Origin of the sequence: Lentzea xerophila (assembly GCF_051094245.1) — a bacterium.
GTDB lineage: Bacteria > Actinomycetota > Actinomycetes > Mycobacteriales > Pseudonocardiaceae > Lentzea > Lentzea xerophila.
Map to the genome: position 1 here is coordinate 4,500,957 of NZ_CP194934.1, position 25,372 is coordinate 4,526,328.

The window sequence follows — 25,372 nt, forward strand, 5'->3', positions numbered from 1 at the left end:
TCGGAGACGATTGTGAGGAACCTGTGTCGAACCGGTGTCGATGTCGAGGTCGTACCCGTCATTCGCTCCGGTCTACGTCAGAGCTCGTCCACACTGGACGCTCGCCCACCACACCACTGCCGTGCCGCGACACGATTGCGACGTGACGCCGACAGCATCCCGACACGGCGGCAGCACAGTCGGCGCCATGACGGAACCTCGGTCCACGACCTTCCTGCCCACCACCGCACGCAGACCCCATCTACCCGCACTGGACGGGTTGCGCGGGGTCGCGATCGCCGGCGTGGTGCTGTTCCACGCCGGGAACCTCGTGCCGGGCGGCTTTCTCGGCGTGGATCTGTTCTTCGCGTTGTCCGGGTACCTCATCACGGACCTGCTGCTGCGGGAGATCGCCAAGAGCGGCACCGTGTCGTTGGTGGCCTTCTGGGGCAGGAGGATCCGTCGGCTGTTGCCCGCGCTCATGACGATGCTGACCGTTGTCACCGTCGTGGTGTGGGCGATCGCGCCGGACGACGTGGTGCGCACGACGCTCCGGGACGGCCCGTGGGTGCAGCTGAACCTGGTGAACTGGCACCTGCTCGCCGAGTCGGCCGGTTACTGGGACCGCTTCGGCACCGAGCGGGTGTTCGAGCACCTGTGGAGCATCGCGGTCGAGGAGCAGTTCTACCTGGTGTGGCCGGTGGTCCTGGTGGTGCTGGCCCGGTGGGGACGGCGGGTGGAGCACCGGGTCGCGGTCAGCGCGGCGCTGGTCTCGTTGCTCTCACTCGGGTTGATGGTCCTGCTGCTCGACACGGCCGACACCACCAGGGTGTACACCGGCACGGACACCAGGGCTTTCTCGCTGCTGCTCGGTGCCGCGGCCGCCACCGGGCCGGTACGGGACGCGCTCGCCGGCGCCGCCGACCGGTGGGCCGGTGCCGTGCTGATGCTGCTGGCACTCGGAATCGGGACGGCCTGGGTGCTCGCGGACGGCGCCAACTCGGTGTGGTTGTTCACCGGTGGGATGTTCGCGCACTCGCTGTGCTCCGCGCTGCTGGTCGCCCTGTGCGCGCAGGCTCCGGGATCACTGGTCGCGAAAGCACTTGCCTGGCAACCACTGCAGTGGCTCGGGCAACTCTCCTACAGCCTGTACCTGTGGCACTGGCCGGTGTTCGTGTTGTTCCAGCCGGAACGCGGCTGGGCCTGGGCCGCGGTGGCCTGCGTGGTGTCGGTCGGGTTGGCCGCCGTGTCGAAGTACCTGGTCGAGGACCCCATCCGGTTCCGCGCCACGTGGGCGCGGGGACGTCGGGGCGTGATCGCGTTCACGGCGGTGATGATCGGTCTCGCGCTGCTGTGGCTGCTGTTGCCCGCTCCGGCCGCGCCCTCGGTCGACATCACCCGGCTGGGCTGACCACCCGATCACCTGATCAACGGGCAGGTCCGCTCCACATCGGACTCCGGGCTGTCCTGGACGAAGCGGACCCGCACCTTCATGTCCCGTGCGCCGCCGCTTTGCACGTGGACCCCCAGCGTCGTGCACACGATCTGGCCGATTCCCCGCGGTGTCACGTCGTCGGCCGTCAACGGCATCATCAACTGGATCACGTCCGGCGTGGTCGTCACCCCCACTCGCGGCGTCGTGGAAGGTGCGATCTCCGTGCGCAGCTTCGAACCGCCGGGCCCGAGCAACAACAACGTCAGCGCCTCGGAGACGGTGCCGAGCCGGCCCGTGTCGCGCAGCTGCGGCTGGAGCTCACCGCGCTCGTCGACGAAGTAGAGGGTGACTCCCGGTGCCACGCCGGTGGGTGCCTCTCCGCCGTCGTCCACTCCGGACGGTTGCACTCCACACCCTGCTACCAGCAGCAGCACCGCCACCGGCCAGATCCGCTTCACCTGGCCTCCACCTCCCGTGGCAGCAGCAGGACGAACCGAGCCCCGCCGCCATCGACGTTCTCCGCCGTGATCGTGCCGCCGTGCAGACGGGCGTTCTCCAGCGCGATCGCCAGGCCGAGACCACTGCCAGGGGTGCGGGTCCGGGCGGCGTCCGCCTTGTAGAAACGGTCGAACACGTGCGGCAACACGTGTTCCGGCAGGCCTGGTCCGTTGTCCGTGACCGCGACCCCCACCTGTTTGGCGGACGCCGACACCTGGACGCGCACGGGTGATCCCCCGTGGCGCAGGGCGTTGCCGACCAGGTTGGCCACGATGACGTCCAACCTGCGCCGGTCCAGCCGCGCCGGCACCGCGCCGGGGGCCACCAGCTGGACCAGGCCCAGCCAGTCGCGGGCGCGCAGACAGTCCCGCACCGCGCCGGTCACGTCGACCTCCTCCACACGCGGCTGGACGGTGCCCGCGTCGAACCGCGACACCTCCATCAGGTCCTCCACCAGCCGAACCAGCCGTCTGGTCTCGGTGATCGCCAGTTCCGCCGACTCCCTGGCGTCCGGCTCCATGCCGTCGGCCGTCATCGCCAGCACCTCGACCACCGCCGTCAACGTGCTCAGCGGCGTGCGCAGCTCGTGGGAGACGTCGGCGGCGAACCTCCTGGCATCGGCCTGCATCCGCGCCATCGCGACCATGGACGTCTGCACCGACCGGGCCATCTCGTTGATCGTGACGGTGAGGTCGGCGAGCTCGTCGGCGCCCTGCGGCTGCGAGCGCGCCTCGAGGTCGCCCGCCGCGAGCTGGCGCGCGGTGTCGCGGAGATCCCGCACCGGGCGCAGCACACTGCGCGCGGCCAGCAGCGCGAGCACGACCGCCAGCGGCAACGCCAGTGCGGCGGTGAGGATCGCCGACCTGGCCATGCCGTCGATCTGCTCCTCGACGGAGGTGAGGTCCCGCGCGGCGTACACCTCGATCCCGGACGGGGTCCTGGCACCGTCCAGCGCGGTGGTCATGACAGGAGTGCCTACCAGCAGCCAGGGCCTGCCGTCCGCCGTGATCCGTTGGGCCACCAATCGCTTCCGGTCACGGACGGCGGCGCGCAGCGAGTCGGTGACGAGCGCGGAGGCCGCACCGTCCGCTGACCGCAGGTCCTGGTAGACCACCAGCGTGTCCGCGCCGACAGCCGCTCGCAGCCGTTCGAGGGCGCTCTGGTCGGGAGGAAAGGTCAGTTCTGGTGCGACCGCGGCGATCTGGGCAGCGACCGACTCGGTGAGCCGCTGCTGCGCCGACGTCACGAGGGCACTGCTCGCCGACCCCGCGCCCGACCAGGCGGCCGCTCCCGCACCGAGCACGGTGACCAGCACGAACGCCACCAGCAGCCGGGGCCGCAGCCCACGCGGCCACACCCACCGGCTCATACCGGCCCGAACCGGTAGCCGAACCCGCGCACGGTCTGCACGTACTCCGGGGCGGCAGGACTGGTCTCGATCTTCGCCCGCAACCGCTGCACGCAGTTGTCGACCAGCCGGGAGTCGCCGAGGTAGTCGTGCTCCCACACCTCCTGCAAGAGCTGCTGCCTGCTGAACACCCTGCCCGGAGCACGGGACAGCGTCAGCAGCAACCGCAGCTCGCTCGGCGTCAGCGCCACGGCCGCACCGCGCACCGCGACGGTCAGCGCGGCGGTGTCGATCCGCAGGTCGCCGTGCACCCGGACACCGTCGGCGGCGCTCGTGCTGCGGCGCAGCACCGCCCGGATCCGCGCGTCGAGCACCGTGGGCTGAGCAGGCTTGACCACGTAGTCGTCCGCACCCGCCGCCAGGCCGCTGACGACGTCGAAGTCGTCGCCCCGCGCGGTCAGCATGATCACGGGCACCTCACCCTCCGCCCGGATGCGGCGGCACACCTCGAAGCCGTCGATGCCCGGCAGCATCAGGTCGAGCACCACCAGGTCCGGAGTGGACGATCGGAACTCGCGCAGCCCGTCCTCCCCCGTGTCCGCGGTGCGCACCTTGTGGCCGTGCCTGCTCAACGCGAGCTCGAGCCCACGCCGGACCAGTGGATCATCCTCGATGAGCAGAATCGCCGCCACGCCGTCGAGTATGGACAACACCCGCCCTGATCGCCGACGGCGGTGTTCGCCTGCGACACAACCGCGACAAAGCACGGGCTTCACCGGGACGCCCGGGCGGCACTGTCGGGTTCATGACCAAGTCACGACGCATCGTGTCCAGCCTGACCGGCCTCCTCCTGCTCACCACCGCCTGCACCGGCCGGTCCCCCGCCACCGACGCGCCCGCCGGGATGCCACTGTCCGAAGTGCTCTTCATCGGCGACTCCATCGCCGTCGGTGAGGCGTTGCCGCTGACCGCCGCCTTCGGCGCGAGCGGTGTGGACTTCCAGTCGATCGCCGCCGAAGGCGGTGGCAACGTCGTCGGACCGTTCGCCGACAAGAACTGGCAGAAGCTGCCCGAGCAGATCACCTCCGCGAAGTCCCCGGTGGTGATCTACCAGCTCACGACCTACGACTGGGGCAGCGAGCAGGAACAGCGGGCAGGGTACGAGAAACTGCTCCAGACGGTGACGGGGACCGGCGCGAAGCTGGTGTTCGTGACCGCGCCGCCGATCCGGCCCGACGACTTCTACCAGCCGCACATGGCTGAGCTCGAACGCGCACCGCAGGTCGCGCGGGAGGTCGCCCAGACGTCCTCCGGCCAGGCGACCCTGCTCGACGCCGGCGTCGTGTGGGGCAGCAGCTACGAGCAGACCAGGGACGGCAAACCGGATCGCAGCGCGGACGGCATCCACACCTGTCCGCAGGGTGCCGCGCGCTTCACCTCCTGGCTGCTCACCGAACTGGCGAAGCTGTACCCCGGCTTCACACCGGCCGATCCGCAGAGCTGGGCCAACACCGGCTGGTCGGCGGACAAGCACTTCAAGGGCTGCTGACCTGGTCCTGGGACGTGGAGACGCGCCGGGCGGCAAGTGCGGCAGCTTCCACACCTGGCAGGCTCTCCTCGCGGGAACCTGCCAGGTGTCATGTGTGCTGTCAGCAGTGGTCGAACACGTAGCCGCCGTCCTCCGGCGAGACCAGCATCTTGTCCCGCAACGTCGTGACGGCCGGCGTCTGCGGGTCGTCGCACACGTCCTCGAACGTGCCGCGCAGCTCACCGTCGTACTCGATGTTCATGACGTGCCCGCCGTACACGTCGCTGTAGGCCGCACACTCGTCCCACGCGTGGCACTCTTCGGAGACGGCGAAGTCGAAGCCGACTTCGCCGCGAGCACGAGCGGACTCCTCGGCGGCGTTCTTCTGCCCGATGGCGAGGCCCCGGTCGTGCGCACGCGTCTTCAGCAGCGACGCGAACGCCAGGTTGTGGTTCACCGTCAGCTTGCCCCGCGCACGCAGGTACGAGTCGAGGTTGTCGATCTCGACGGCCTGGAAGCCCTTGTCCGCGCACCGATCGATGACCGCCCCGATGATCGAGGCCAGTTCGGTGCGCTTGGCCTGCGTCGAGGTGTCCAGCAGATACTCCTTCGGCCAGCCCGGATCGATCACCGGGTTGCCGCTCGCGTCCTGCACCAGCAGGTGACCGCGGTGATCGCGCCAGTACGCGCTTTCGCCCGGCTGCGTCTGGAAACCGTTGACATAACAGATGTTGTACTTCCCGGGCTCCGGAGACGCGGTGCTGTCGCGGGTCACCAGGGTGACATCGCTCGGCGGCGTGTACGCCGCACCCAGCTGGTAGTCGAGCACCCCGGAGGTCGGCGGCAACCGCACCGCGGCGGTGGCACCGGCGTCTTCCGCCTGGCTGGACGTCGTCAGCGGCCCGGCTGCTAACGCCGTCGCTGCCGTCACGGCCAGCGCGGCGCTCAGTAAGAGTCGTGAACGGGTCATGATGCAGTCATGCTCCTCGATCGTTTGGTTCGACAACTCTGCCGTGATCGACGGCAGGTGGCTAGTCCGTCCATTTGAGACGGACGCGGCGAACGGCCTGTCCAGCCCCGCCCGGGGACCGCTCAGTTCGTGACCGGGACGTCCGGCCGGTGCTGTCCCGGGCAGGTGAGGTCCGAACCGGGCAGCGCGCCGTCGAGCAGGTAACGGGTGACCGCGTCGTCGACGCAGCTGTTGTTCCGTCGCGCGTACTGGCCGTGGTTGCCGTCGTCCGCCACGGTGATCAGCCGGTGCCCGAGCACCTTCGCCATCTCGACACCTCCGGAGTACTCGGTCTGGATGTCGCCCTCGGCCTGCACCACCAGGCCGGCCGGGTAGCCGTCCCGTTCGAGCCGGGTCGCTTCCTCCTTGGGAGTGAAGGAGCGGAAGGTGCAGGGATCCGGCAGCGCGACGGACGCACCTGAGCCGTACGGGTACTTCTCGCCGAACAACGCCACGTCCCGCCGGTAGACGTCGAGGTCCGCGGGCCAGTCCGTCTCGCAGTGGATCGTCTGGTTGACCGGCAGGTAACCGGTGACCACCGCGGTGCCGGAGCCGCCTGCCGGAGGGATCGGCTGGGGAAACTCGCCGGTGTCCCTCGTCGTGCGCACGAGGCCGGCCAGCCGCTCCCAGTCCGGGCGCAGGCTCGACAGGAAGCCCATCTCCTTGTCGAACCGGGTCCGCTGGCTGCCGAACTGCTCGGGCCGGTCCGGCAACGCCGCGGAGACCGCCTCGACGGTGGCCAGCACGCCGGCCTGCGACGCACCCAGCCCGAACCGCCCGTCGCGCCGGGCCGCCCAGTCCGCCCACTGCTCCACGTTGCGCTTGGCGGCCACCGCGCTGCCCATGTCGGTTCGCCGCCAGTCCATGTGACCGTGAACGGCGGAGTCGAGCACGCTGCGGCCGAGATGGCGCGGGAACATCGAGCCGTACACCGCGCCCAGATAGGTGCCGTACGAGTACCCGATGTAGTTGACCTTGTCCTCGTGCAGGACGGCGCGGATCACGTCCATGTCCCGCGCGGTGTCGCGCGTGTTGACGTGCCGCCGCAACGCGCCACCGGCCTTCTCACACCCCGCTTCGGCCTGTTCGGCCCACCGCACCGCCGCCGCGAAGTCCGCCTCGGTCGGACGGGAGCTCAGCGGACGGGGAACTTCGGGCTCCTCGCAGGACAACGGCGTGGACCTGCCGACCCCGCGCGGGTCGAACCCGATCAGGTCGTAGTACCGGCTCAGCGGCGTGCCGGCGAACCTCTGCTTCGGCCAGGAGACGCTCTTCCCGTCGGCCCCGGACGCGACCAGGCCCGACCCGCCGGGACCGCCGGGGTTCGCCAGCAGCACGCCCCGGCGCCTGGCGGGATCCGTGGCCGCCTGCCTGCTGATCGCGATCGAGATGCGTTTCCCGGCGGGATCGCCGTAGTCCAACGGAACTTCGACCGTCGCGCACGCCACCCCGGGATCGAAGTCGCACGGGCTCCACCGGACTTCCTGCCCGTACACCTCACGCAGTTCCGCGGACTCGGCCGAGACCGCGGACACGGCACCCAGGCCGCTCGCGGTCAGCACCAACGCGACCAGTGCCGCCGCTCGTCGGTGACGGATCATCTTCGTCCTCCAGTCAGACGGTGAACGCTGTCGGCGTTCTGTCTATGCGGAGGGCGTGCCGGTTCGGTCCGAACCACGTCCCGGTTCTGTCGCGAGGCCGGAACCTCTCGTGAGGATCTTCGCCGGAGGAACAGATGCCCATATCGGAGTAGCTCCACTACTCCTTGTGGACCATTTGGGGACCGACTGGAACCGGGTCGCTCAGCGCTGCGTCATCCTGTGGAACGAGTACGTACCGCTGCGTTCTGGGGAAGGTCGGCACGGTGCCCAAGGACATCGCCTGTTCGGAGCAGATGGTCTCCGACTGGGATCGTGACGTGCGCGAACGGGCCGAGCGCCGTCAGCCCGCGGCCATCCGCGCCCGGCGCGATGATCAGCGGGCGGTCGTCCGATCCGGCATCGTGGCCGACGCGCACGTCAAGACCTTCGGAGGCAAGTGATGTCGAACCCTCTGGTGGTCCAGCCCGACGCCGAGCCGTCGGGGTTCATGAACGCCGGCACCGGCGACAACGGCTGGGCGACGGGCATCTCGATCGCCGAGTCCGCGATGGACACGTTCAACGGCATCAAGGACGGCAACTGGGTCGAGGCCGGTCTGGGTATGGTCGGCCTGGTCGCGGACGCCGCGTCGATGGCGATCGACCCGTTCGGCACGCTGTTGTCCTCCGCGGCGTCGTTCCTGATGGAACACATGCAGCCGCTCAAGGAGGCGCTGGACTGGCTGGCCGGCGACCCGCCGGTGATCGAGTCGTACTCGGCGACCTGGAACAAGGTCTCCGAGGAGCTCGGCAAGGTGTCGCAGGAGTACCAGCAGGCCGTTCAGCAGGGCACCGCCCAGTGGCAGGGCGCTGCCGCGGACGCGTACCGGGCCGCCGCGGGCGCCCAGGGTGACGCACTCGCCGGCGCCGCGTCGACCGCCGGTTCCGTCGGCACCGTGGTCGGCATCATGGGCATGGTCGTCGGTTTCGTCCGCGAGCTGGTCCGCGACCTGATCGCCGACCTCGTCGCGAAGCTCATCACCTGGGTCCTGGAAGCCGTCTTCACGCTCGGCTTCGGCACGCCCGTGATCGTCGCGCAGGCCGTCACCGCGATCTCCAAGTGGGCCGCCCGCATCGGTGAGCTCATCCAGAAGCTGATCAAGACCATCAAGAAGGTCTCCCCGATGCTGGGGAAGATCGTCGAGTGCTTCACCAAGATCATGAAGGTCGTGGGCAAGCTCGTCGGCAAGGTCACCGGCCTGGACGTGATCTCGACGAAGTCCATCAAGCCCGGCGGCCTCTTCCAGTCCACCAACACGCCGGACCTGCCGAACGCGAGCACCACGAACACCAGCGGCTCGCCCTCGTCCACGTCTTCCCCTGACACGCCAACGACGTCGTCGCCTTCCGCCCCACCGAGCTCACCCTCCTCACCGTCCTCACAGTCCTCGCCGTCCTCGCCGGCTTCACCGTCCTCTCCGGACAGTCCGAGCCCGACGTCACCGTCGCCGAGCTCGCCTTCTCCGGGCTCCCCGTCACCTTCGACTTCGTCGCCGAGTGGACCTTCGGCGAACGGTCCTTCGCCTTCGTCGTCACCGAGCCCGGACGGGCCGAGCCCGACGAACGCCCCGTCGCCGGGTTCCCCGTCGACCGGCGGCCCGTCAGGCGGCCCGTCAGGCGGCCCGGCGGCACCGGGCACCCACGGACCGGCGTCGTCTCCGGACGCCCCGGCGACCCCGCGCAACACCGGCCAGACCAACCAGGCAGGCGTCACGGCCCCGGAGGCCCCGTCGCAGCACGCCCCGTCCGCACCGCGCGACGGCGGCCCGCCGGCCGGCTCGTCGACCACTCCGCAGCAGGGTCCGATGGGCGGCCCCGCAGGAAGTCCCGCAGGAGGACCCGCGGGCAGCCCGTCATCGGGTGGCGGCGCGCGTCCGGGTTCCGGCGGAGCCTGGACCGGCACACCCGGTGCACGCGGTGACCTGGGCTCGGGCATGCCCTCCCAGCGCACCCCGGACATGACCCCCTCGTCGGCCCGCCCATCGGCCCCGTCTCAGCCGAGCTTCGGCCCGTCCGGCTCCCCGAACGCACCACACGGCGCGCCCAGCGCACCTTCAACGCCCAACACGCCGTACGGCCCGAACGCACCGCACAGCGGCCCTGGCGCACCCCACAACCCCACCGCACCGTCCGCGCCCAACCCGCCACACGGCGGACCCGGCGCGCCTCACAACCCCACCGCACCGTCCGCGCCCAACGCGCCACACGGCGGACCCGGCGCACCCCATGGCGGACCCGGCGCACCCCATGGCGGACCCGGCGCACCCCACGCGCCGTCGGCTCCCGGCGCACCCCACAACCCGAGCGCGCCATCGGCGCCGCATGGCGGCCCTGGCGGCGGTGCTCCGCACTCGCCCGACGGGTCACACGGCGGTCCCGGGACCACGTCACCGTCAGGCCGCACGGACGCGCCCACACGTCCACAGTCGACGACCTCGCCGACCCACGCGGACGGCCCCTCCGCCCCGCACACCAGCCCGAACACGCCGAACACACCCAGTACCCCGCACACGACGCAGCAGCCCGGCTTCTCACCCCACCCCAACGGTCCGGGCGCTCCGCACGCCGGCGGCCCGGGCCCGCACAGCCCGAGCCCGCACGGCCCGAGTGGTCACGGCCCCGGCGGACGTCCCGACGCGCCCGGCATGAGGCCCGACGGACCAGGCTCGCGCCCGGACGGACCGGGCTCGCGTCCCGACGGCCCCCGGCCGGACGCCTCCCGGCCCCGCACCGACGCGCCCGGCGGGCACCCCGGCGGCCCCACCAGGCCGGACTCCCCCGCGCCCCACCACCGCCCGGACGCCCACCAGCCCGACGGTGCCCGTCCGCGCGGTGCCGACGGCCCCGCCATGCACCCCGGCCAGCGTCCCGACGCACCCGGCCAGCCGCACAACCGGCCTGACGGCTCACGACCCGACACGTCACGTCCAGACGGCACCCGACCCGACAGCACCCGACCCGACAGCTCGCGGCCCGACAGCTCGCGGCCCGACAGCTCGCGGCCCGACAGCTCGCGGCCCGACAGCTCGCGGCCCGAAACATCACGCCCGGACAGCACCCGTCCGGACGGCACCCACCCTGACACCCCCGGACACGGCCCCGACGGCCCCCACCGCGACCCCGACGCCCCAGGCAACCACGACACGGACAACCGCCCGGACGGCGACAACCCGCACGCGGACGAGCGGCCGACACCGGAGCAGGCCCACGAGCGCCACGCCGAGCAGACGCCCGCCGGTGTGTCGCACCACGGTGGCGACCCCGACATGGGCGACCTGCCCCACCGCGTCCCGGACGACCCGCGGTTCTTCACCGCCGACGTGCACGTCACGCCGGACGGCCGGGCTCGCATCGGCGGGCACGACTACACGCCCGCCGAGTACGCGGACATGCTGCGCAACTCCGGCTACGACGGCAGCAGGCCTGTTCGCCTGATCGGGTGCGACGCGGGCAGCAACGACTTCGCGCAGCAGCTGTCCCACCACCTCGACGCGCCGGTCGTGGCGCCGAACAAGCCCGCGTGGACGGACAGCAGCGGGCGGGTCTTCGCCAGTGACCCGGAGATCGGGCCGGACGGCACGCGCACGCCCAAGATCCCGCCGAACGGCGAGTGGGAGACGCACCACCCGGACGGTTCCAGGACCAGTGCCGGCGACGACGGCTACGCGCCCGGCAGCGACCGGGACACCGACGGCGCCGACGCCAGGGACCGCGGCGACGGCGACGACCCGGAGAACTCGGCGCAGAACCAGGACAACGATCCGACCGCGGACCCCGAGTACACGCCGCCGCCGAAGGATCGGATCATCCCGCCGGACGACCCGGCGTTCAACGAGCGGTTCGTCGACTTCGACCGGCCGACGCACCAGCCGATCGACCCGAACAACCCGGACGCTCCGCCGCGGCCACTCAACCGGCACGAGGAGATCACGGCACCGCACCGCGACCGCGAGACCGTGCCGGACGGCAACAGCGAGCCGGAAAAGCTGCAGCCGATCGAGAACCCCGACCGGGTTCCCGTGCCGCTCAAGGACCACCAGCCGTTGGAGCCGTGGACCGAGTACCCGGTCAAGAACGAGAACGGCACGCGCACGACGTTCATCACCGACGGCGACGGGAACGTCAAGTGGGTCGAGGCCACGCCGGGCCGGCAGGACATGTTTATCGAGGGCAAGGGCAAGTGGTCCGGGTTCAACCCCGACCTCAGCCACCCGTTGCTGCCGGACGCCAAGTACCAGGTGCCGAACTACCACAACAACGAGAAGATGCTGGCCTTCCACACGGACCAGCACGGTCAGACCGACTCGATGACCGGCGACGTCGAGGCAGGCGGCCAGAACAAGAACTACCGCGACGACGACGCGGGCAAGGGTGCTCAGCAGCGCGCCTACCAGGAAGGTGAGGCCGCGTACCCGAGCAACCCGGGCGACCGCACGCTCACGCCCCAAGAGGTGGACAACTCCCGCGTCAAGTGGGCCGGTGGCCACCTGCTGGCCAACGAGCTCGGCGGCTTCGGCGAGTACCTCAACATGCACGGGCAGATGGCGGCGTCCAACTCCGGCAACGCGCGCGACGGCTGGTTCCACGACCCGTCGTGGCGCGCCAAGGAGAACGAGCTCGTCGAGTTCTCCCGACAGGACCACCAGGACATCCAGAACTACCAGGTGCGGGCGACCCGTGAGGCGGACGGCGTGCCGACCGAGGTGACCATGCGCTGGCAGGAGGTCACGTACGCGCGCAACGCGGACGGTAGCGTCCAGCTCGGCCCGGACAACAAGCCGGTCGTGGAGAACGTGGTGACCAAGGAACGTGTCTTCCCGAACCGGCCGGAGGTGAACTATGGACCCCAAACCGCATACAAGAATCGCTGAGATCTGCACGCTGCTGGAGGCGGGCGCCCCGGTCGGGTGGAACCGCGTCACCCTGGACGTCTGGGCGAACGTCCTGTCGTACGAGCTCGCCGCGTCGGCGCAGGACGCCCAGGGCCGGTTCGCGGGCGAGGTGCGGCTCGCGGAGGTCACCGACCAGCTGCAGGAGCTCCGCGAGGAAATGTACGAGGAGGACCGCGGCACGTGGCTGTCGGCGCGGTTCGTGCTGCACCGCGGAGCCGAGCCCGAGGTGACGTTCAACTTCGACGAGAACCCGCGGTGGTCGCCGCAGCTGCACCCGATGATGTTCGTGCGCGATCTGGAGGCGTTCCCGCGCGCGGCCGAGCACGTGCCGGACTGGCTGCGGGAAACCGTCGAGCGCGCGCTCGAGCTGCAGCGCGCGCACGAGGCGAGCCTGGCCGATCAGTAGGCTGGCCGGGCCCGACCGCGATCTAAGAGGAAGCGACAAACCATGGGGAACTGGCCGGCGCTCAGCCCGATCGAGCAGCAGGAGAAGCTCGCGGAGATCACCCAGGAGATCCTGCCGACCCTGCCGCAGGGGTGGTCGCGTGTGGTGCTGCGCGCCAAGATGATCGGCCCGCACAGCGAGGCGGACACGGGCGTGAAGATGACGGACGGTTCCGTGCGCGGCTGGTCGTTCCCGCCGGAGGTGTGGCGGAAGTTCCAGCAGCTGCGCAAGGGCATGTACTCCGAAGGTCTCGGCTCCTGGATCGAGTTCGAGTACATCCTCGACCCGCCCGGCAAGTTCACCATCCGCTACAACCGCGACGAGGCGCCCAAGTTCGACGCCGCGCCGTCCCCGGAGAACTTCGCCACCGAGCAGAAGTGGTTCCCGCGGGCCGACGACCAGATGCCGGAGTGGTTCCGGAAGGGACTCGCCGGCGCCAACGCCTGAGCGTTCGGTCTCGAGGTGCTGATCGCGGCCGAACGGACCAGGGGAGGCCGCTCATCACGTTGTCCGCGGAAGCGGGCGGGGCCGGAGGCGACGACCCCGCCCGCTCCGCACCTGATCAGCCGAACAAATAGTTGTTAGTCGATTTCCAGCTCGTTCGCGTTCGCCGCATACGCCTCCGCGTCGCCACCATCGCCGCCATCGCCGGTGTAGCCACCGTCGGTCCAGCTGGCGTTAACAGCATCGCCGGTGTCACCAGTGGTCGTGTCGCCGGAATCACCGGAACCCGTACCAGTCGCACAGTAAGACTGGACACACAGCACCCAAGAAGAGTTGTGCCCGGTGTCGCCGGAATCACCAGAATCGCCCGAATCGCCGGACACCGCGATGTTCTCACTGCTCGCGTCGCCGCCTTCACCGGAAGACGCACCATCGCCGCCCTCGGCCGATGCCTCGGCATCGGCGTCAGCGTCGACATCGACGTCAACGTCGTCGTGACCATTGCCGTCGTCGTGACCGTTGCCATTGTGGTGGCCATTACCGTTGTGGTGGCCATTGCCATCATATTCGGCGTCATGGTGCGCGTCATAGCCGTCTTCTTCGACTGCCGCCGAGTTTTCTGCCGTGGCGTGCGCGTCGCCACCATCGCCGCCCTCGCCGCTGTCGCCACCATTGGTGGAGCTCACGTTGATGGCGTCACCAGTGTCACCAGTGGACGTGTCGCCGGAATCACCGGAACCCGTACCAGTCGCACAGTAAGACTGGACACACAGCACCCAAGAAGAGTTGTGCCCGGTGTCGCCGGAATCACCAGAATCGCCCGAATCGCCGGACACCGCGATGTTCTCACTGCTCGCGTCGCCGCCCTCGTCGGACGACGCACCATCGCCGCCCTCGGCCGACGCCTCTGCCTCAGCGTCGACATCGACGTCGACGTCGACATCGACATCGTCGTGGCCGTCACCGTTGTGGTGACCGTTGCCGTTGTGGTGACCGTTGCCGTTGCCGTCGTGGTGGCCGTTGCCCTTGCCATCATCGTCGGCGTCGTCATGCGCGACATAGTCGTCTTCGTCGTCCGAGCCGACTGCAGTCCAGTTCGCAGCCGTTGCGTGGGCATCGCCGCCATCGCCGCCATCGCCGGTGTCACCACCGTTGGTGGAGCTGATGTTGATGGCGTCACCAGTGTCACCGGTAGACGTGTCACCGGAGTCATCCGAGTCGCCGTAGTCGTCCCAGTCATCCGAGTCGCCGGAGTCATCCGAGTCGCCGTAGTCGTCCCAGTCATCCGAGTCGCCGGAGTCGCCCGAGTCGCCGGACACCGCGATGTTGCTGCTGCTCGCGTCGCCGCCCTCGCCGGACGACCCACCATCGCCTGCCGCGGCCCATGCCGCGGCGTGCTGATCGATCATCTCCTGGATCGAGAGATCGTCCTCGCCACCGTAGTGGAACGGATGGAACGCGCCGATGTCGGCACTTGCGTTCGATCCGCCTGTCAGGACCAGGCCACCTGCCATGAACGCAGCCAGGAGGCCGCTCTTGACTTTCTTGCGCATGGTCTTCCTTTCTCGACGACAACTTTGCAAACGTGGAGTCGGCTCGGATTTCAGAGGCGTGACCGCTGAACCACGTTCATACGAAGCGCCTTCTGACGGCGAGACCACACGCGGCCGAACAGTGCGCGATCTTGCCGCCGACCATCGAGCAGATGATCTGCGTAAAAACACCCCCTTCCCAGCAGACCACCCTGACTCCGCCATCTGGAGTAACCGCGTCCAAGGTCGAAAAACCTGCCGATGGGGCGCTAACTGAACGGGCGACGTCCGTTACGCCTGCAGCCACGCAATTGGCCACCTGAAAGGGGAAGTCGGCTCCGACAGGGGACGCATGATCGGATGACCGCGTCACGAACAGGCATTAACAGCACGTCCGACGTGGTGCGAAGCCGCGAGCCCGGCCGGTACCGCACGGTCCTGTCAAGGTTGTCCTATACGTCCTATACGTCCTATAGGAGTGAACTGTTGTGACGGACTTCCGCGGGCCGGGAAATGTGCCGGCAGAGGCGGTCCATTCTGGGCTGGGTGCTCAAGCCGGCGGCTCACCGGCGAGCAGCGTGTTCCGGCAGGGCTGCGGAAGGCAGATCACGCAGACCCACGGGCCGGGAGACACCACAGCGGCCAGCCCAAGCCCGGGTTCGGCCGGCGATGGCCACGCAGCACAACGGCCGGAGAGTCCAGACTCCCCGGCCGTCTGCCTCATGTCGGCGTCAGCGGCGGTAGACGCCCAACTCGAACAGCGAGTAACCCCACCCGGTGCCGCGCTGGGTGGCGTGCAGCCGCACGTATCGGCCGGTCGCGGTCACGTCGATCGAATCCACACCGCCGTTGCCGGTGGTCGTGCCGTAGACCGTGCGCCAGTTGGTGCCGTCGTCGGACACCTGGATGTCGTAGGCGCGGCCGTACGCGCCTTCCCACACCAGCTGGACGTGCTGGAAGGTGGTCACCGCGCCGAGGTCGACCCTGATCCACTGCGGGTCGGACCAGTCGGTGGCCCAGCGTGAGCCCGCGTTGCCGTCGACCGCGTTGGACGGCGGGTACGGGGCGCCGTCGCCGACCTGCTGGTACGACGACGCCGTGGTGGGTCTGTTCAGGGCCACGTTCGTGCCGGACGGTTGCGGTGCCACGACTCGGACCGACTTCGTCTCGATGCCGATGTTGCCGCGGCCGTCCTCGGCCATCACGTAGACCTTCCACACGCCGAGCCGGTCGGGTGCGGTGACGGTGAGCCGGTTGCCGGCGACCTGCACCGGAGCCGCGGCCAGTCCGCCGCTGTTGTCGATGTACTTGCTGTTGAACGCCGCCGACCACGAGATGGCGTCGCCGTTGGGGTCGGACGCCGCCACGTCGATGCTCAGCGGGGCGCCGGCCGCGATGGTCTGGGGCAGGTTCATCGCCGAGATCACCGGCGGGGTGTTGGCCGGAGCGGCGCCGCCGAACGCCCGCTGCACCGCGTAGAACGACAGCCGCTTCTTGCCCGCCGGGGTCAGGTTGAACCAGACCGCGCCGAAGTCGTACTCGGTGCCGTAGTGGAACAAGGTGCCGCCGAAGGACACTCCCCGGTGGGCGGTGATGCAGTCCCACGCCTGCGTGTACCCGTCGCGCTTCTGCACGTCGGTCGGCTCCGTGGGAACGCCGTTGGCGTCGTTGGGCACCTCCCACTCACCGGCGGGGCCGGCTTCGGTGAGGATGTACGGCTTGGTGTAGCCGCCGTCAATCCAGTCCTGGCGGACCTTGCAGACGTTGCCGTAGGAGTTCACGGAGTACAGGTCGAGGTCGGGCGTGTGCTCCTTCAGGTAGACCCACGCACCGGTCCACGCGTCCGTGTTCGTCACCGGGTGGTTCGTGTCGATCGCGTGGATCGCCTGCGCCGCCTCGTTGATGTACTTCGCGTAGGCGACGCGCTGGTTCTCCAGCTCGGTGCCGGAGTAGCAGTTCTGCAGACCGAGGATCGACTCGTTGCCGACGTTCCACATGAGCACGCCGGGGTGGTCCTTGTAGGCGGTGACCCACTGCCGGATCGTGTTCAGCATGTCCAGTTTGTACTGTCCGTCGGTCACGTAGTTCACGCATCCGCCGGAACCGGGGCCGCCACCGGGCTGCAACCAGAACCCGTTGATCACACGCAGGCCGTTCGCCGCCGCGGCGTCGAGCAACGGCAGAGTCGAGCCGTCCGTGCCCCACGTGCGCAACGTGTTGACACCCATGGACTTCAGCTCGGGCATGTACCGCGCCGCGTCAGCCGCGGGCGGACCCCAGGTCAGACCCTTCACGGTCCACGGCTGACCGTCGACGGTGAGCTGCCAGTTGCCCTGCGAACCGGTCACGTGCACGCCGGCGCCGGGCTGCGGGTTCGAACCCTGTTCGCCGTAGACCCGGAACTCCCACAGCGAGATGCCGTAGCCGGTGGCGCGCTGGGTCGAGTGGACGCGGACGTACCGGCCGGTGCCGGTCACGTCGAAGCCCTGCCTGCCACCGGTGCCACCGGTGACGGAGCGGACCGACGTCCAGGAGTCGCCGTTGGCGGAGACCTGGATCTCGAACGCCGTGGCGTAGGCGGACTCCCAGTCGAGCTCGACCCGTGTCACGGTCGAGGTCGCGCCGAGGTCGACCCGCAGCCACTGCGGGTCGCTCCACGCGCTGGACCAGCGGGTACCGCCGTCGCCGTCGACGGCCGCGGCGGCAGGGGTGCCGTCACCTTCGGTGGACGACGCGGTGACGGGCTTGCCTTGGGACAGCAGTGCGGGCGCGGCGCTGACCGTGCCCGGCAACACTGCGAGTCCCACTAGCACGGCGACCACCGTGCTGACGGAGCGGAGGCGGAACATTGCGTCTCCTGCAGGGTCGGGTGAGGGGTGAAATGCGGGAGAGCGCTCTCACAACCCTGGCGGCGAATGTTACGAACACACCACGCCGGTGTCAACGACCCCCTTGACAGCGTCCCGATGCGAGCGGGACGCTACCTGGGAGAGCGCTCTCCAAGCCGGTTTTCCCACGTCGGCAGGAGGACACAGTTGTCCCGAAAACTCAGCGCGCTGGCCGTGGCGGCCAGCCTCATCGCGGCGGTGCTCGCGGTGGTCACGAGCTCGGCCCAGGCCGATGACTACGTGAGCCACCACGAGTTCCAGGCGAACTGCGCCTTCACCGCGGACCGCCCGGACGATCCCATCGTCTTCCCCGGTCTGCCGGGCGCGTCGCACCTGCACACCTTCCTCGGCAACCACTCCACCAACGCGAGCAGCACCAACGACTCGCTCAAGCAGGCCACCACGAACTGCATCACGCCCGACGACAAGTCGGCGTACTGGTTCCCCTCGGTGCTCAACGGTGACCAGGTCGTGCGGCCGACCGGCAACCAGGTGGTCTACTACAAGGCCGGCATCCTGAGGTACCAGGACGTTCAGCCGTTCCCACCGGGCATCCGGTTCGTCGTGGGCAGCCCCACCGCGTCACAGGAGGAGTTCCGCACCGCACCCGGCGCCATCGAGGGCTGGGAGTGCGGCGACAGCTACAAGAACTGGGACATCCCGTCCTGGTGCATGCCCGGCAGCCAGCTCACCGTGCGCTACCAGGCACCGAGCTGCTGGAACGGCCGCGATCTCGACTCGGCGGACCACAAGTCGCACATGGCCTACCCGGACCGTGGGACGCTGGTCTGCCCGCCGAGCCACCCGGTCGCCGTGCCGATGATCGAGTTCAAGATGGCGTTCCCGGTATCCGGTGACATGTCGCGAGTCCGGCTCTCCAGCGGCCGCGGCTACACCTGGCACTACGACTTCATGAACGCCTGGGACGCACCCACCCAGGCCGCACTGGTCCGCCACTGCATCAACGGCGGCCTGCAATGCGACCCCCGCGGATACGACCAGTACAAGCCCCATCGAGGCGCCGCACTCGGACCGGACTACCGGCTGCCGGCGTGAACTCCGCACCCCAGGGCGCATCCGCGCTCTGGGGTGTTTCTCTTCGCCCGCCGCACTACCGCAGGACCGAACGGGGCGCTGAAAGCGTTGTTCCGCCAACGAACTCACACGCCAGCAGCTCGTGGGGCCACCTCTGCGGCAGGCGGGCCAGCAGGTGAACGGCCCGGCGGCCCGTCTCCCACCTCGGCACGCGCAACCCGGTGAGCCCCAGCACTTCGCGGTCGGGGACGTCGAGCGTCAGCACCGAGAGATCGCCGGGCACGGACAAACCCCGGCGGCGCGCCGCACCGATGAGGGCGGTCGCGTCGTCGGGGTGTTCGGCTATCACCGCCGTCACGCCGATGCGCACCAGCTGGTCGAGCCAGACAGCGGGGGCATGCATCCCGTGCACGCCGAAATCCGCCGCGGCAGCACGAAAACCGCGCAGGCGCTCCATGGAGGCCGCCCCGCTCGGCAGTCCGATGTAGACGATCTCGCGATGGCCGAGGGCCGCGGCGCGTGCGACGAGGTCGCGCACGCCCGCGGCGTAGTCGACGTCCACGAACGGGATCTGCCTGCCCGAACCGTCCCGCCTGCCGATCGACACGAACGGGATGGCGTGGTCGGCCAGGCAGGTCACGTCGTGGTCGTCGGCCGTCCGGTCCAGCAGGACGCAGCCGCTCAGCGCCACGCCCCGAGTGTCGACGAAGTCCAGGTCGGCGCACAGCAGCAGGCCGCAGCCCGCCCGGTGGGCCGCGTCCCCGATCCCCGCCAGAGCGGGCGTGCTCTCGCCGGGGAAGGTTCCCCGGGAGAGCACGCCGATCACACTCACGGATAGTTCACCAGGTAGCGGACCTGGTTGGCGGCGTTCGCCACGCCGCCGGTGTCGTTGATGACGTTGGCGATGGTGCCCACGCCGCCCAGCGACACCGTGACGAGGTGGGTGAACCGCACCCCGGACCGGTTCGGTGCCTCGAAGCCGTTGTCCGTCACGATGCTCGGATCGGCCTGGTTGAAGGCGTAGACGCCGACACCGAACGCCTGGTGCGTGGTGACCGAGTCGGCGACCTTGTAGCCGGCCCAGCCCCGCTTGGATCCGTTCATCCACGCGGCCTGGTTCGGCGGGTCGTACGGCAGTTCGTTCTGGTACAGGTAGACGCGGCCGCCGTTGCCGTTCCAGATCAGGTTGTGCTGCTGGTAGTGCTCGACGAACAACCCGTACGCGATCACGTTGTCGCCGTTGACGACCACGCCGTTCTGGCCGGGGTTCGCCGTCCAGCTCACACCCTCACCGTGGTCGGCACGCCACACCCAGGTGTGGTCGATGATCGTGTTGCGGCTGTTGACCCGCAGGCTCACCGTCGCCTTGCCCGCCTGGGAACCGCCGACGCGCAGGTAGACGTCGTGCAGCGAGGCCGGGTTCGCCGAGTGGTCGGCCGTGCCGGAGTCACCGATCTCCAGCAACACCGGCGAGTTCTGCACCCCGGCGTCGACCAGGAACCCGGCCAGCTTCACACCGTCCACATCGGACGTGGTCAGCGCCGCCCTGCCCGTGGTCGGCGTCAGCGTCGCCAGCCCGAGACCGAGCACCACCGTGTTCGGGCGCGTGACCCGGATCGTGTCGGAGAGCTGGTGGATCCCCGGCGTGAGCAGCAGGTGCTTGCCCTCCGCCAGCGCCGCGTTGATCGTCGCCACCGGCGTGCCGGGCTTGACGATGAAGAAGTCCGCCAGCGAGATCGACGAACCGGGGTTGCCGTTCTCCCAGCTGGTGCCGCGGCTGTTCTGCCGCAACGCCGGCACGAACACCCGGTACTCGCCGGAGCCGTCCAGGTACAGGTAGGGCTTCTCCCGCGTCACCGGCGAGGTGTCCACGACCGTGTGCGACGGGTTCGGGAAGTGGTCGGCCGGAGCACCCTGCGTGCCCGCGAACACCATGTTCCAAACCGACCCGGACCACCCGTTGACCAGGTTGCTGTTCCGCGTCAGGAACTGCTGCTGCGAACCGGAGATCACGGTGCCGTCGATCTTGCTGTCCACGATCAGGCCGCCGCTGGCCCAGCCGTCGTAGCCGTTCCACAGGTGCGCCTGACCACGCAGGTGCATCCGCCGGTACGCGGTCGCCTGCGAGACCGCCCACCGCTCGATCTGGTTCGCGGGCAACGTCACCGACAGGTTCTCCGCACCACGCCAGAAGTTCTGCGTCGCGTTGCCGAGGTTGTTCGGGTCGTTCCCCTGCTGCAGCCAGTCGGCCTCCACCCGGATGTGGCCGTTGATGTTCACGTCGTCCGGCATCAGGCCGAGACCGGCGACCTGCGTGTAGAAGCGCAGGTTCACGTCGGCGTTGTACGTGCCGGGCTTGAACAGCACGGCGTGCCGCTGCTGCCCGAACTGGTTCGTCTTCATCTGCGCCGAGATCGAGTCCAGCCGCGCCTGCATCTCCGACTGCGACGAACCGGGTCCGTAGACGTACACGTTCGGCCCGAAGTCGGGATTGCGTGGATCGGTCGGCGTCACGCCGGACGGGTCGCCTTCGGTGAAGACGCCCAGCTCCCATAGGGAGTAACCCCAGCCGGTCGCCCGCTGGGTGCCGAGCACCCGCAGGTACCGGCCGGACCCGGTGACGTCGATCGACTGGGTACCGCCGGTGCTGGTCGTGGTCGAGTGGACGTCGGTCCAGGAACCAGCCGGGTTGTCGGTCACCTGCACCTGGAAGGCCTTGCCGTACGCACCCTCCCAGGCCAGGGAGACGCGACAGACCTGCTGGGTGGACCCGAGGTCGACCTGGATCCACTGCGGGTCCGAGAACTGCGACGACCACCGCGTACCCGCGTTGCCGTCGACCGCGGCGGAGGCGGGAGTGCCCCCGTTCTCGGTGGACGACGCCGTGGCCGGCTTGTTCAGTGCGACGTTGGTGGTGCCGCACGCGGCGGCGCCCGCTTGGACGTTGGTGATGGTTGCCGTGGTCACGAGACACAGGGCCGTGGCCGCCAGCGCGGCCGCCCTGGACAGGGGAGAGCTCATGATCCTGCCTGACAACTGGGGGCGAGTGAGCCCGAGACGGTGGGTCCGTGGCACCGGACACCGGGAGAGCGCTCTCCCGCAGATTAACCCCTGGTGTCGGGCAGGTCAATCATGCGGACGCGCGGATGACGAGTTCCGGTTCGAAGATGACGGACTTCGGCCGTTCGTCGGGAGCGTCGATGCTCAGGAGGAGCAACTCGGCCATCTTCGCCGCCATGGCCTCGACCGGCTGGCGGACGGTCGTCAACGGCGGCCGGCACAGCTCCGCGGGAACGCTGTCGTCGAACCCGACCACGGCGACGTCCTCCGGCACCCGCCTTCCCCGCGCCACCAGCACGTCCACCGCCCCCTGCGCCATCAGGTCGTTCGCCGCGAACACCCCGTCCACGCCGGGATGCTCGGCGAGCAGGCGTTCCATCGCCTCCTCGCCGCTGGCCGCGGTGAAGCCGCCCTCGACGGTGGGGACGTACGGAAAACCGTGACGCGCCATGGCATCGCGGAAGCCCATGAGCCGTTCCTGGCTCGCCAGGACGTCCAGCGGTCCCGAGATCGTGGCGACGCTCGTCCGGCCGATCTCGACCAGCCGGGCCGCCGCGAGCCTGCCTCCCGCCTGGTGGTCGAGGTCGACGTAACTCACCGGCATCGGCGTGCCCGGCCGGGCGTAGAGCACGACCGCGGCCCCCGCCTCCAGCAGCCGGGCGGGCAGGGGGTCGGTGGCGTGCGTGGTCACCAAAAGCGCGCCGTCGGCACTGCCCTGCCGCAGGAAGTCCACGACCTCGGCCCTGGTCTGGTCGGTGTCCGACAGCATCAGCACCGGGTGCACGCCACGGGTGCGCAGGAAGTCGACGACACCGGCGGTCACGCGCCCGAAGAACGGGTCCACGAAGACGTCGGACCCGCCACCGGCGCCGGAGATCACGAGCGCCACCGTCCCGGCGCGGCGGGTGACGAGCGAGCGGGCGGCGCGGTTCGGCGAGTACCCGGTCCGCGCGATCGCGTCGCGCACCGTCTCCTGCAGCTGAGGGTCGACGTTGCGGGTGCCGTTCACGACACGCGAGACCGTCGCACGGGACACTCCGGCGATTCTCGCGACGTCTTCGAGCGTCGGCGTGCCCTTGGTCATGATCCGTTTTACCACGGTCGGAGAGCGTTCTCCGACGAGAGGCACAGCGGCGTGCGGCCGGCGTCCGGACCGATCAGCACGGTGAACGCACCGGGCTCGACCAGCCACTTCCCCGCCCAGTGGCTGGTGGCGCGCTCCGGTACCTCGACCAGTGCCTCCACCGTCTCCCCCGGCCCGGCGGTGACGGTCGCGAAGCCCGCGAGCCACCGCCGGGGCCTCGGCACCGCGCTGCCCGGACGGGACAGGTAGACCTGCACGACCTCGCGACCAGGCCGCTCGCCGGTGTTGCGCACCCGGACCCGCACCTCGTTGCGTTCGACCCGCGCTTCCTCGTAGTCCCAGGTGGTGTAGCCGAGGCCGTGGCCGAACCAGTACGCGGGCGCGGTCCGGCTCTCGGCCCACGCGCGGTACCCGATGGCGAGCCCCTCGCGGTACGGCAGGGATCCGGCGACGGGCAGGAAAACCCCGACCGGCACGTCGGTCTCCCCATCGGGCCACGTCGTCGGCAGCCGCCCGCCGGGTTCGCGGTCGCCGAACAGCACGTCCGCGAGGCCGTTGCCCCCTTCCTGACCGGGGAACCACGTCAGCAGCACGGCGGCCGCCTCCTCGCGCCAGGGCATCAGCACGGGACCGCCGGAGTTGACCACGACGACGGTGTTCGGGTTCGCCGCGCACGTCGCCCGGACCAGGGCGTCCTGCTCCCCCGGCAACGCGAGGGTGTGCCGGTCACGCCCTTCGCTCTCGATGGCGTCGGTCGTGCTGACCACGACCACGGCGACATCACACCGTCCCGCCGCGGCGACGGCGGCGGCGAACTCCTCCTCCGGGGAGTCCGGCGGCGGATCGGCGGCGAGCACCGAGGCCATGCCGGTGTCCTCGCCCAGCTCGCGGCGGGCGACGAGTTCGACCTCGGCCCCTTCGGTGAGCAGCACCTCCGCGTCGTGGTGGGGCGGACGCAGGTGCTTCACAGCGGGATCGTCGGTGTCGACGGGTTGCACGGTGTCGATCACCCGGACACCGCCGACGTCGAGGGTGAGCCGGCCGTAGCCGGCGACCGCGAGCCGCCACGGGCCGGTCCTGGTGACGTGCAGGGAGGCGCTGATCTCCAGGACCTCCGCGCCGGGCAGTTCCTCGGTCTCGAGGATGCGGCCGGTCCGGCGGTACTCGCGGAACAGCACCTCGTCGCCGGCGCCGAGCACGCGCACCAGTACGGGGGCGTCCACCGGCGTCGGGCGGTCGTCGATGCGCACACCGGGTGCGTGGACCACGTCGGTGCGCGTCGAGAGAGCGCTGAGCAGGGTGCTCACGGCGGACGGGTAGAGGCCTGAGCTGCCGCCTCCCTGCACGCGTGGCGCGGCGGCGCCGGGGCCGATGAGCGCGATGCCGGTGGCGGCGGGCAGGGGGAGGACTCCGTTGTTGCGCAACAGAACCGTGCTCGCGGACACCGCCTCGCGCAGGAGAGCGGAGTCGGCGGCGGAGGGTTCCTGCGCTGGGAGCGGGGAACCGGCGACAGTGGGGTCGCTCGCCGCGTCCGGCCCCACGCCCTGCCTCATATCGGGACCCGCGTCCGTTCCCGCGCCCTGCCCCGTGTCCGATCCCTCATCCAGACCCACGCCCGGAACCGCGCCCAGCCCTGCGTCCGGCCCCGCGACCGACCCAGCCGAGCCTCCGCGCCCACCACCCTCCAGCGCCCCGACCCGCGCGGCCAGGCGCAGCAGCCGCAGCACCTTGTCGTCGACCGCGCTCTCCGCCACCTCCCCCGCCTCGACCGCGGCGACCAGCCGATCACCCCACGGCCCCCACGGCCCCGGCATCGAGAGGTCCTGTCCGGACCCCGCCGACGCGACCGTCGACCGCACCGCGCCCCAGTCCGACACCACCACGCCGTCGAAGCCCCACTCGTCCTTCAACGGCGTGGTGAGCAACGGGTTCTCCGACATCGAGGCGCCGTTCACGCCGTTGTAGGCCGACATCACCGCCCACGCGCCTGCCTCCACCGCCGCCTCGAACGGCGCCAGGTACAGTTCGCGGAGGGTGCGTTCGTCGACCTCCACGTCGTGGGTCAGGCGGTCCGTCTCGGTCTCGTTGGCGACGAAGTGCTTCGGGGCGGCCGCGACACCGCCGGCCTGGACGCCGCGCACGTAGGCGACGCCGAGCCGCGCCGTGAGCAGCGGGTCCTCGGAGAAGCACTCGAAGTGCCGGCCTCCGTAGGGGGTGCGGTGCAGGTTCAGCACCGGCGCCAGCAGCACGTCCACGCCCTTGCGCCGGGACTCGGCCGCCAGCAGTCCGCCCAGCCTGCCGACGAGGTCCTCGTCCCAGGTCGCGGCCAGTGCCGTCGGTGACGGCAGGGCCAGTGACGTGCGGCGTTCGTCCCAGCCGGGGCCGCGCACGCCCGCCGGTCCGTCGGAGAACGTGAGGGCGCGCAGTCCGATCGACGGCTCCGCGCTGCTGCGCCACACCGATGCCCCTGCCAGCAGTCGCACCTTGGCGCGCAGGTCGAGCTTGCCGACCAGACGGGCCAGCTCGTGGTCGTCGAACACCTATACCTCCCCGGAG

18 protein-coding genes are annotated in these 25,372 nt (G+C 70.1%); 7 read left to right on the top strand and 11 right to left on the bottom strand.

All coding sequences use genetic code 11. The annotated features are described in order from the left end of the window. Nucleotides 1–187: 187 nt before the first annotated feature. Entirely contained in the window at nt 188–1,390 is a 1,203-nt protein-coding gene (locus tag ACRSBM_RS21500; protein WP_434445419.1) for an acyltransferase family protein, read from the top strand. Between the two features lie 8 nt (nt 1,391–1,398). Here ACRSBM_RS21500 and ACRSBM_RS21505 read toward each other — a convergent pair whose 3' ends face one another. Genes ACRSBM_RS21505 through ACRSBM_RS21515 form a run of 3 tightly spaced genes read right to left on the bottom strand, consistent with a single transcriptional unit; the run spans nt 1,399 to nt 3,952 of the window. Further along, complete coding sequence (locus tag ACRSBM_RS21505) at nt 1,399–1,872, bottom strand: hypothetical protein (RefSeq protein ID WP_434445420.1); 474 nt, start codon at nt 1,870–1,872, stop codon at nt 1,399–1,401. Further along, nucleotides 1,869–3,281 carry an ATP-binding protein gene (locus tag ACRSBM_RS21510; RefSeq protein ID WP_434445421.1) on the bottom strand — a complete coding sequence of 471 codons (1,413 nt, stop codon included), beginning with the start codon at nt 3,279–3,281 and terminating at the stop codon, nt 1,869–1,871. The genes ACRSBM_RS21505 and ACRSBM_RS21510 overlap by 4 nt, the downstream gene beginning before the upstream one ends. After that, nucleotides 3,278–3,952, bottom strand: coding sequence for a response regulator (locus tag ACRSBM_RS21515; RefSeq protein WP_434445422.1), 675 nt, complete (start codon nt 3,950–3,952; stop codon nt 3,278–3,280). Before ACRSBM_RS21515 ends, ACRSBM_RS21510 begins: the two co-directional genes overlap by 4 nt. A gap of 113 nt (nt 3,953–4,065) precedes the next feature. Here ACRSBM_RS21515 and ACRSBM_RS21520 point away from each other — a divergent pair, with 113 nt between their 5' ends. Further along, nucleotides 4,066–4,809 (top strand): SGNH/GDSL hydrolase family protein, encoded by a 744-nt coding sequence (locus ACRSBM_RS21520; protein WP_434445423.1) that lies wholly within the window; start codon nt 4,066–4,068, stop codon nt 4,807–4,809. A gap of 100 nt (nt 4,810–4,909) precedes the next feature. Here the strand turns inward: ACRSBM_RS21520 and ACRSBM_RS21525 are convergent, their stop codons facing one another. Both ACRSBM_RS21525 and ACRSBM_RS21530 read right to left on the bottom strand, forming a co-directional pair. Continuing rightward, entirely contained in the window at nt 4,910–5,758 is an 849-nt protein-coding gene (locus ACRSBM_RS21525; protein WP_434445424.1) for an endo alpha-1,4 polygalactosaminidase, read from the bottom strand. Between the two features lie 122 nt (nt 5,759–5,880). Beyond that, complete coding sequence (locus ACRSBM_RS21530) at nt 5,881–7,398, bottom strand: alpha/beta fold hydrolase (RefSeq protein ID WP_434445425.1); 1,518 nt, start codon at nt 7,396–7,398, stop codon at nt 5,881–5,883. Nucleotides 7,399–7,661: 263 nt separating this feature from the next. Between ACRSBM_RS21530 and ACRSBM_RS21535 the strand changes: the two genes are divergently transcribed. The 4 genes from ACRSBM_RS21535 to ACRSBM_RS21550 are packed head-to-tail and all read left to right on the top strand — an operon-like array spanning nt 7,662 to nt 13,220. Then, nucleotides 7,662–7,838 (top strand): hypothetical protein, encoded by a 177-nt coding sequence (locus ACRSBM_RS21535; protein ID WP_434445426.1) that lies wholly within the window; start codon nt 7,662–7,664, stop codon nt 7,836–7,838. Next, a complete protein-coding gene (locus tag ACRSBM_RS21540) occupies nt 7,838–12,307 on the top strand; it encodes a hypothetical protein (RefSeq protein WP_434445427.1) in 4,470 nt (1,489 codons plus the stop codon). Before ACRSBM_RS21535 ends, ACRSBM_RS21540 begins: the two co-directional genes overlap by 1 nt. Next, nucleotides 12,276–12,734 (top strand): hypothetical protein, encoded by a 459-nt coding sequence (locus tag ACRSBM_RS21545; protein WP_434445428.1) that lies wholly within the window; start codon nt 12,276–12,278, stop codon nt 12,732–12,734. Before ACRSBM_RS21540 ends, ACRSBM_RS21545 begins: the two co-directional genes overlap by 32 nt. Nucleotides 12,735–12,776: 42 nt before the next feature. Further along, entirely contained in the window at nt 12,777–13,220 is a 444-nt protein-coding gene (locus ACRSBM_RS21550; protein ID WP_434445429.1) for a hypothetical protein, read from the top strand. Nucleotides 13,221–13,354: 134 nt separating this feature from the next. Here the strand turns inward: ACRSBM_RS21550 and ACRSBM_RS21555 are convergent, their stop codons facing one another. After that, nucleotides 13,355–14,770 carry a hypothetical protein gene (locus ACRSBM_RS21555; protein WP_434445430.1) on the bottom strand — a complete coding sequence of 472 codons (1,416 nt, stop codon included), beginning with the start codon at nt 14,768–14,770 and terminating at the stop codon, nt 13,355–13,357. Nucleotides 14,771–15,480: 710 nt separating this feature from the next. Beyond that, nucleotides 15,481–17,598 (bottom strand): discoidin domain-containing protein, encoded by a 2,118-nt coding sequence (locus tag ACRSBM_RS21560; RefSeq protein ID WP_434445431.1) that lies wholly within the window; start codon nt 17,596–17,598, stop codon nt 15,481–15,483. A gap of 186 nt (nt 17,599–17,784) precedes the next feature. Between ACRSBM_RS21560 and ACRSBM_RS21565 the strand changes: the two genes are divergently transcribed. Further along, the gene (locus ACRSBM_RS21565; RefSeq protein WP_434445432.1) at nt 17,785–18,693 is read left to right on the top strand and encodes a DUF1996 domain-containing protein; all 909 of its coding nucleotides are present in this window, start codon (nt 17,785–17,787) and stop codon (nt 18,691–18,693) included. A 55-nt stretch (nt 18,694–18,748) separates the two neighbouring features. Here ACRSBM_RS21565 and ACRSBM_RS21570 read toward each other — a convergent pair whose 3' ends face one another. From ACRSBM_RS21570 to ACRSBM_RS21585, 4 genes are all read right to left on the bottom strand, one after another. Continuing rightward, complete coding sequence (locus ACRSBM_RS21570) at nt 18,749–19,504, bottom strand: substrate-binding domain-containing protein (protein ID WP_434445433.1); 756 nt, start codon at nt 19,502–19,504, stop codon at nt 18,749–18,751. Continuing rightward, nucleotides 19,501–21,693, bottom strand: coding sequence for a discoidin domain-containing protein (locus tag ACRSBM_RS21575; protein WP_434445434.1), 2,193 nt, complete (start codon nt 21,691–21,693; stop codon nt 19,501–19,503). Before ACRSBM_RS21575 ends, ACRSBM_RS21570 begins: the two co-directional genes overlap by 4 nt. A 109-nt stretch (nt 21,694–21,802) precedes the next feature. Beyond that, complete coding sequence (locus tag ACRSBM_RS21580; protein ID WP_434445435.1) at nt 21,803–22,831, bottom strand: LacI family DNA-binding transcriptional regulator; 1,029 nt, start codon at nt 22,829–22,831, stop codon at nt 21,803–21,805. Beyond that, nucleotides 22,825–25,356 (bottom strand): glycoside hydrolase family 3 C-terminal domain-containing protein, encoded by a 2,532-nt coding sequence (locus ACRSBM_RS21585; RefSeq protein ID WP_434445436.1) that lies wholly within the window; start codon nt 25,354–25,356, stop codon nt 22,825–22,827. The genes ACRSBM_RS21580 and ACRSBM_RS21585 overlap by 7 nt, the downstream gene beginning before the upstream one ends. Nucleotides 25,357–25,372: the final 16 nt, after the last annotated feature.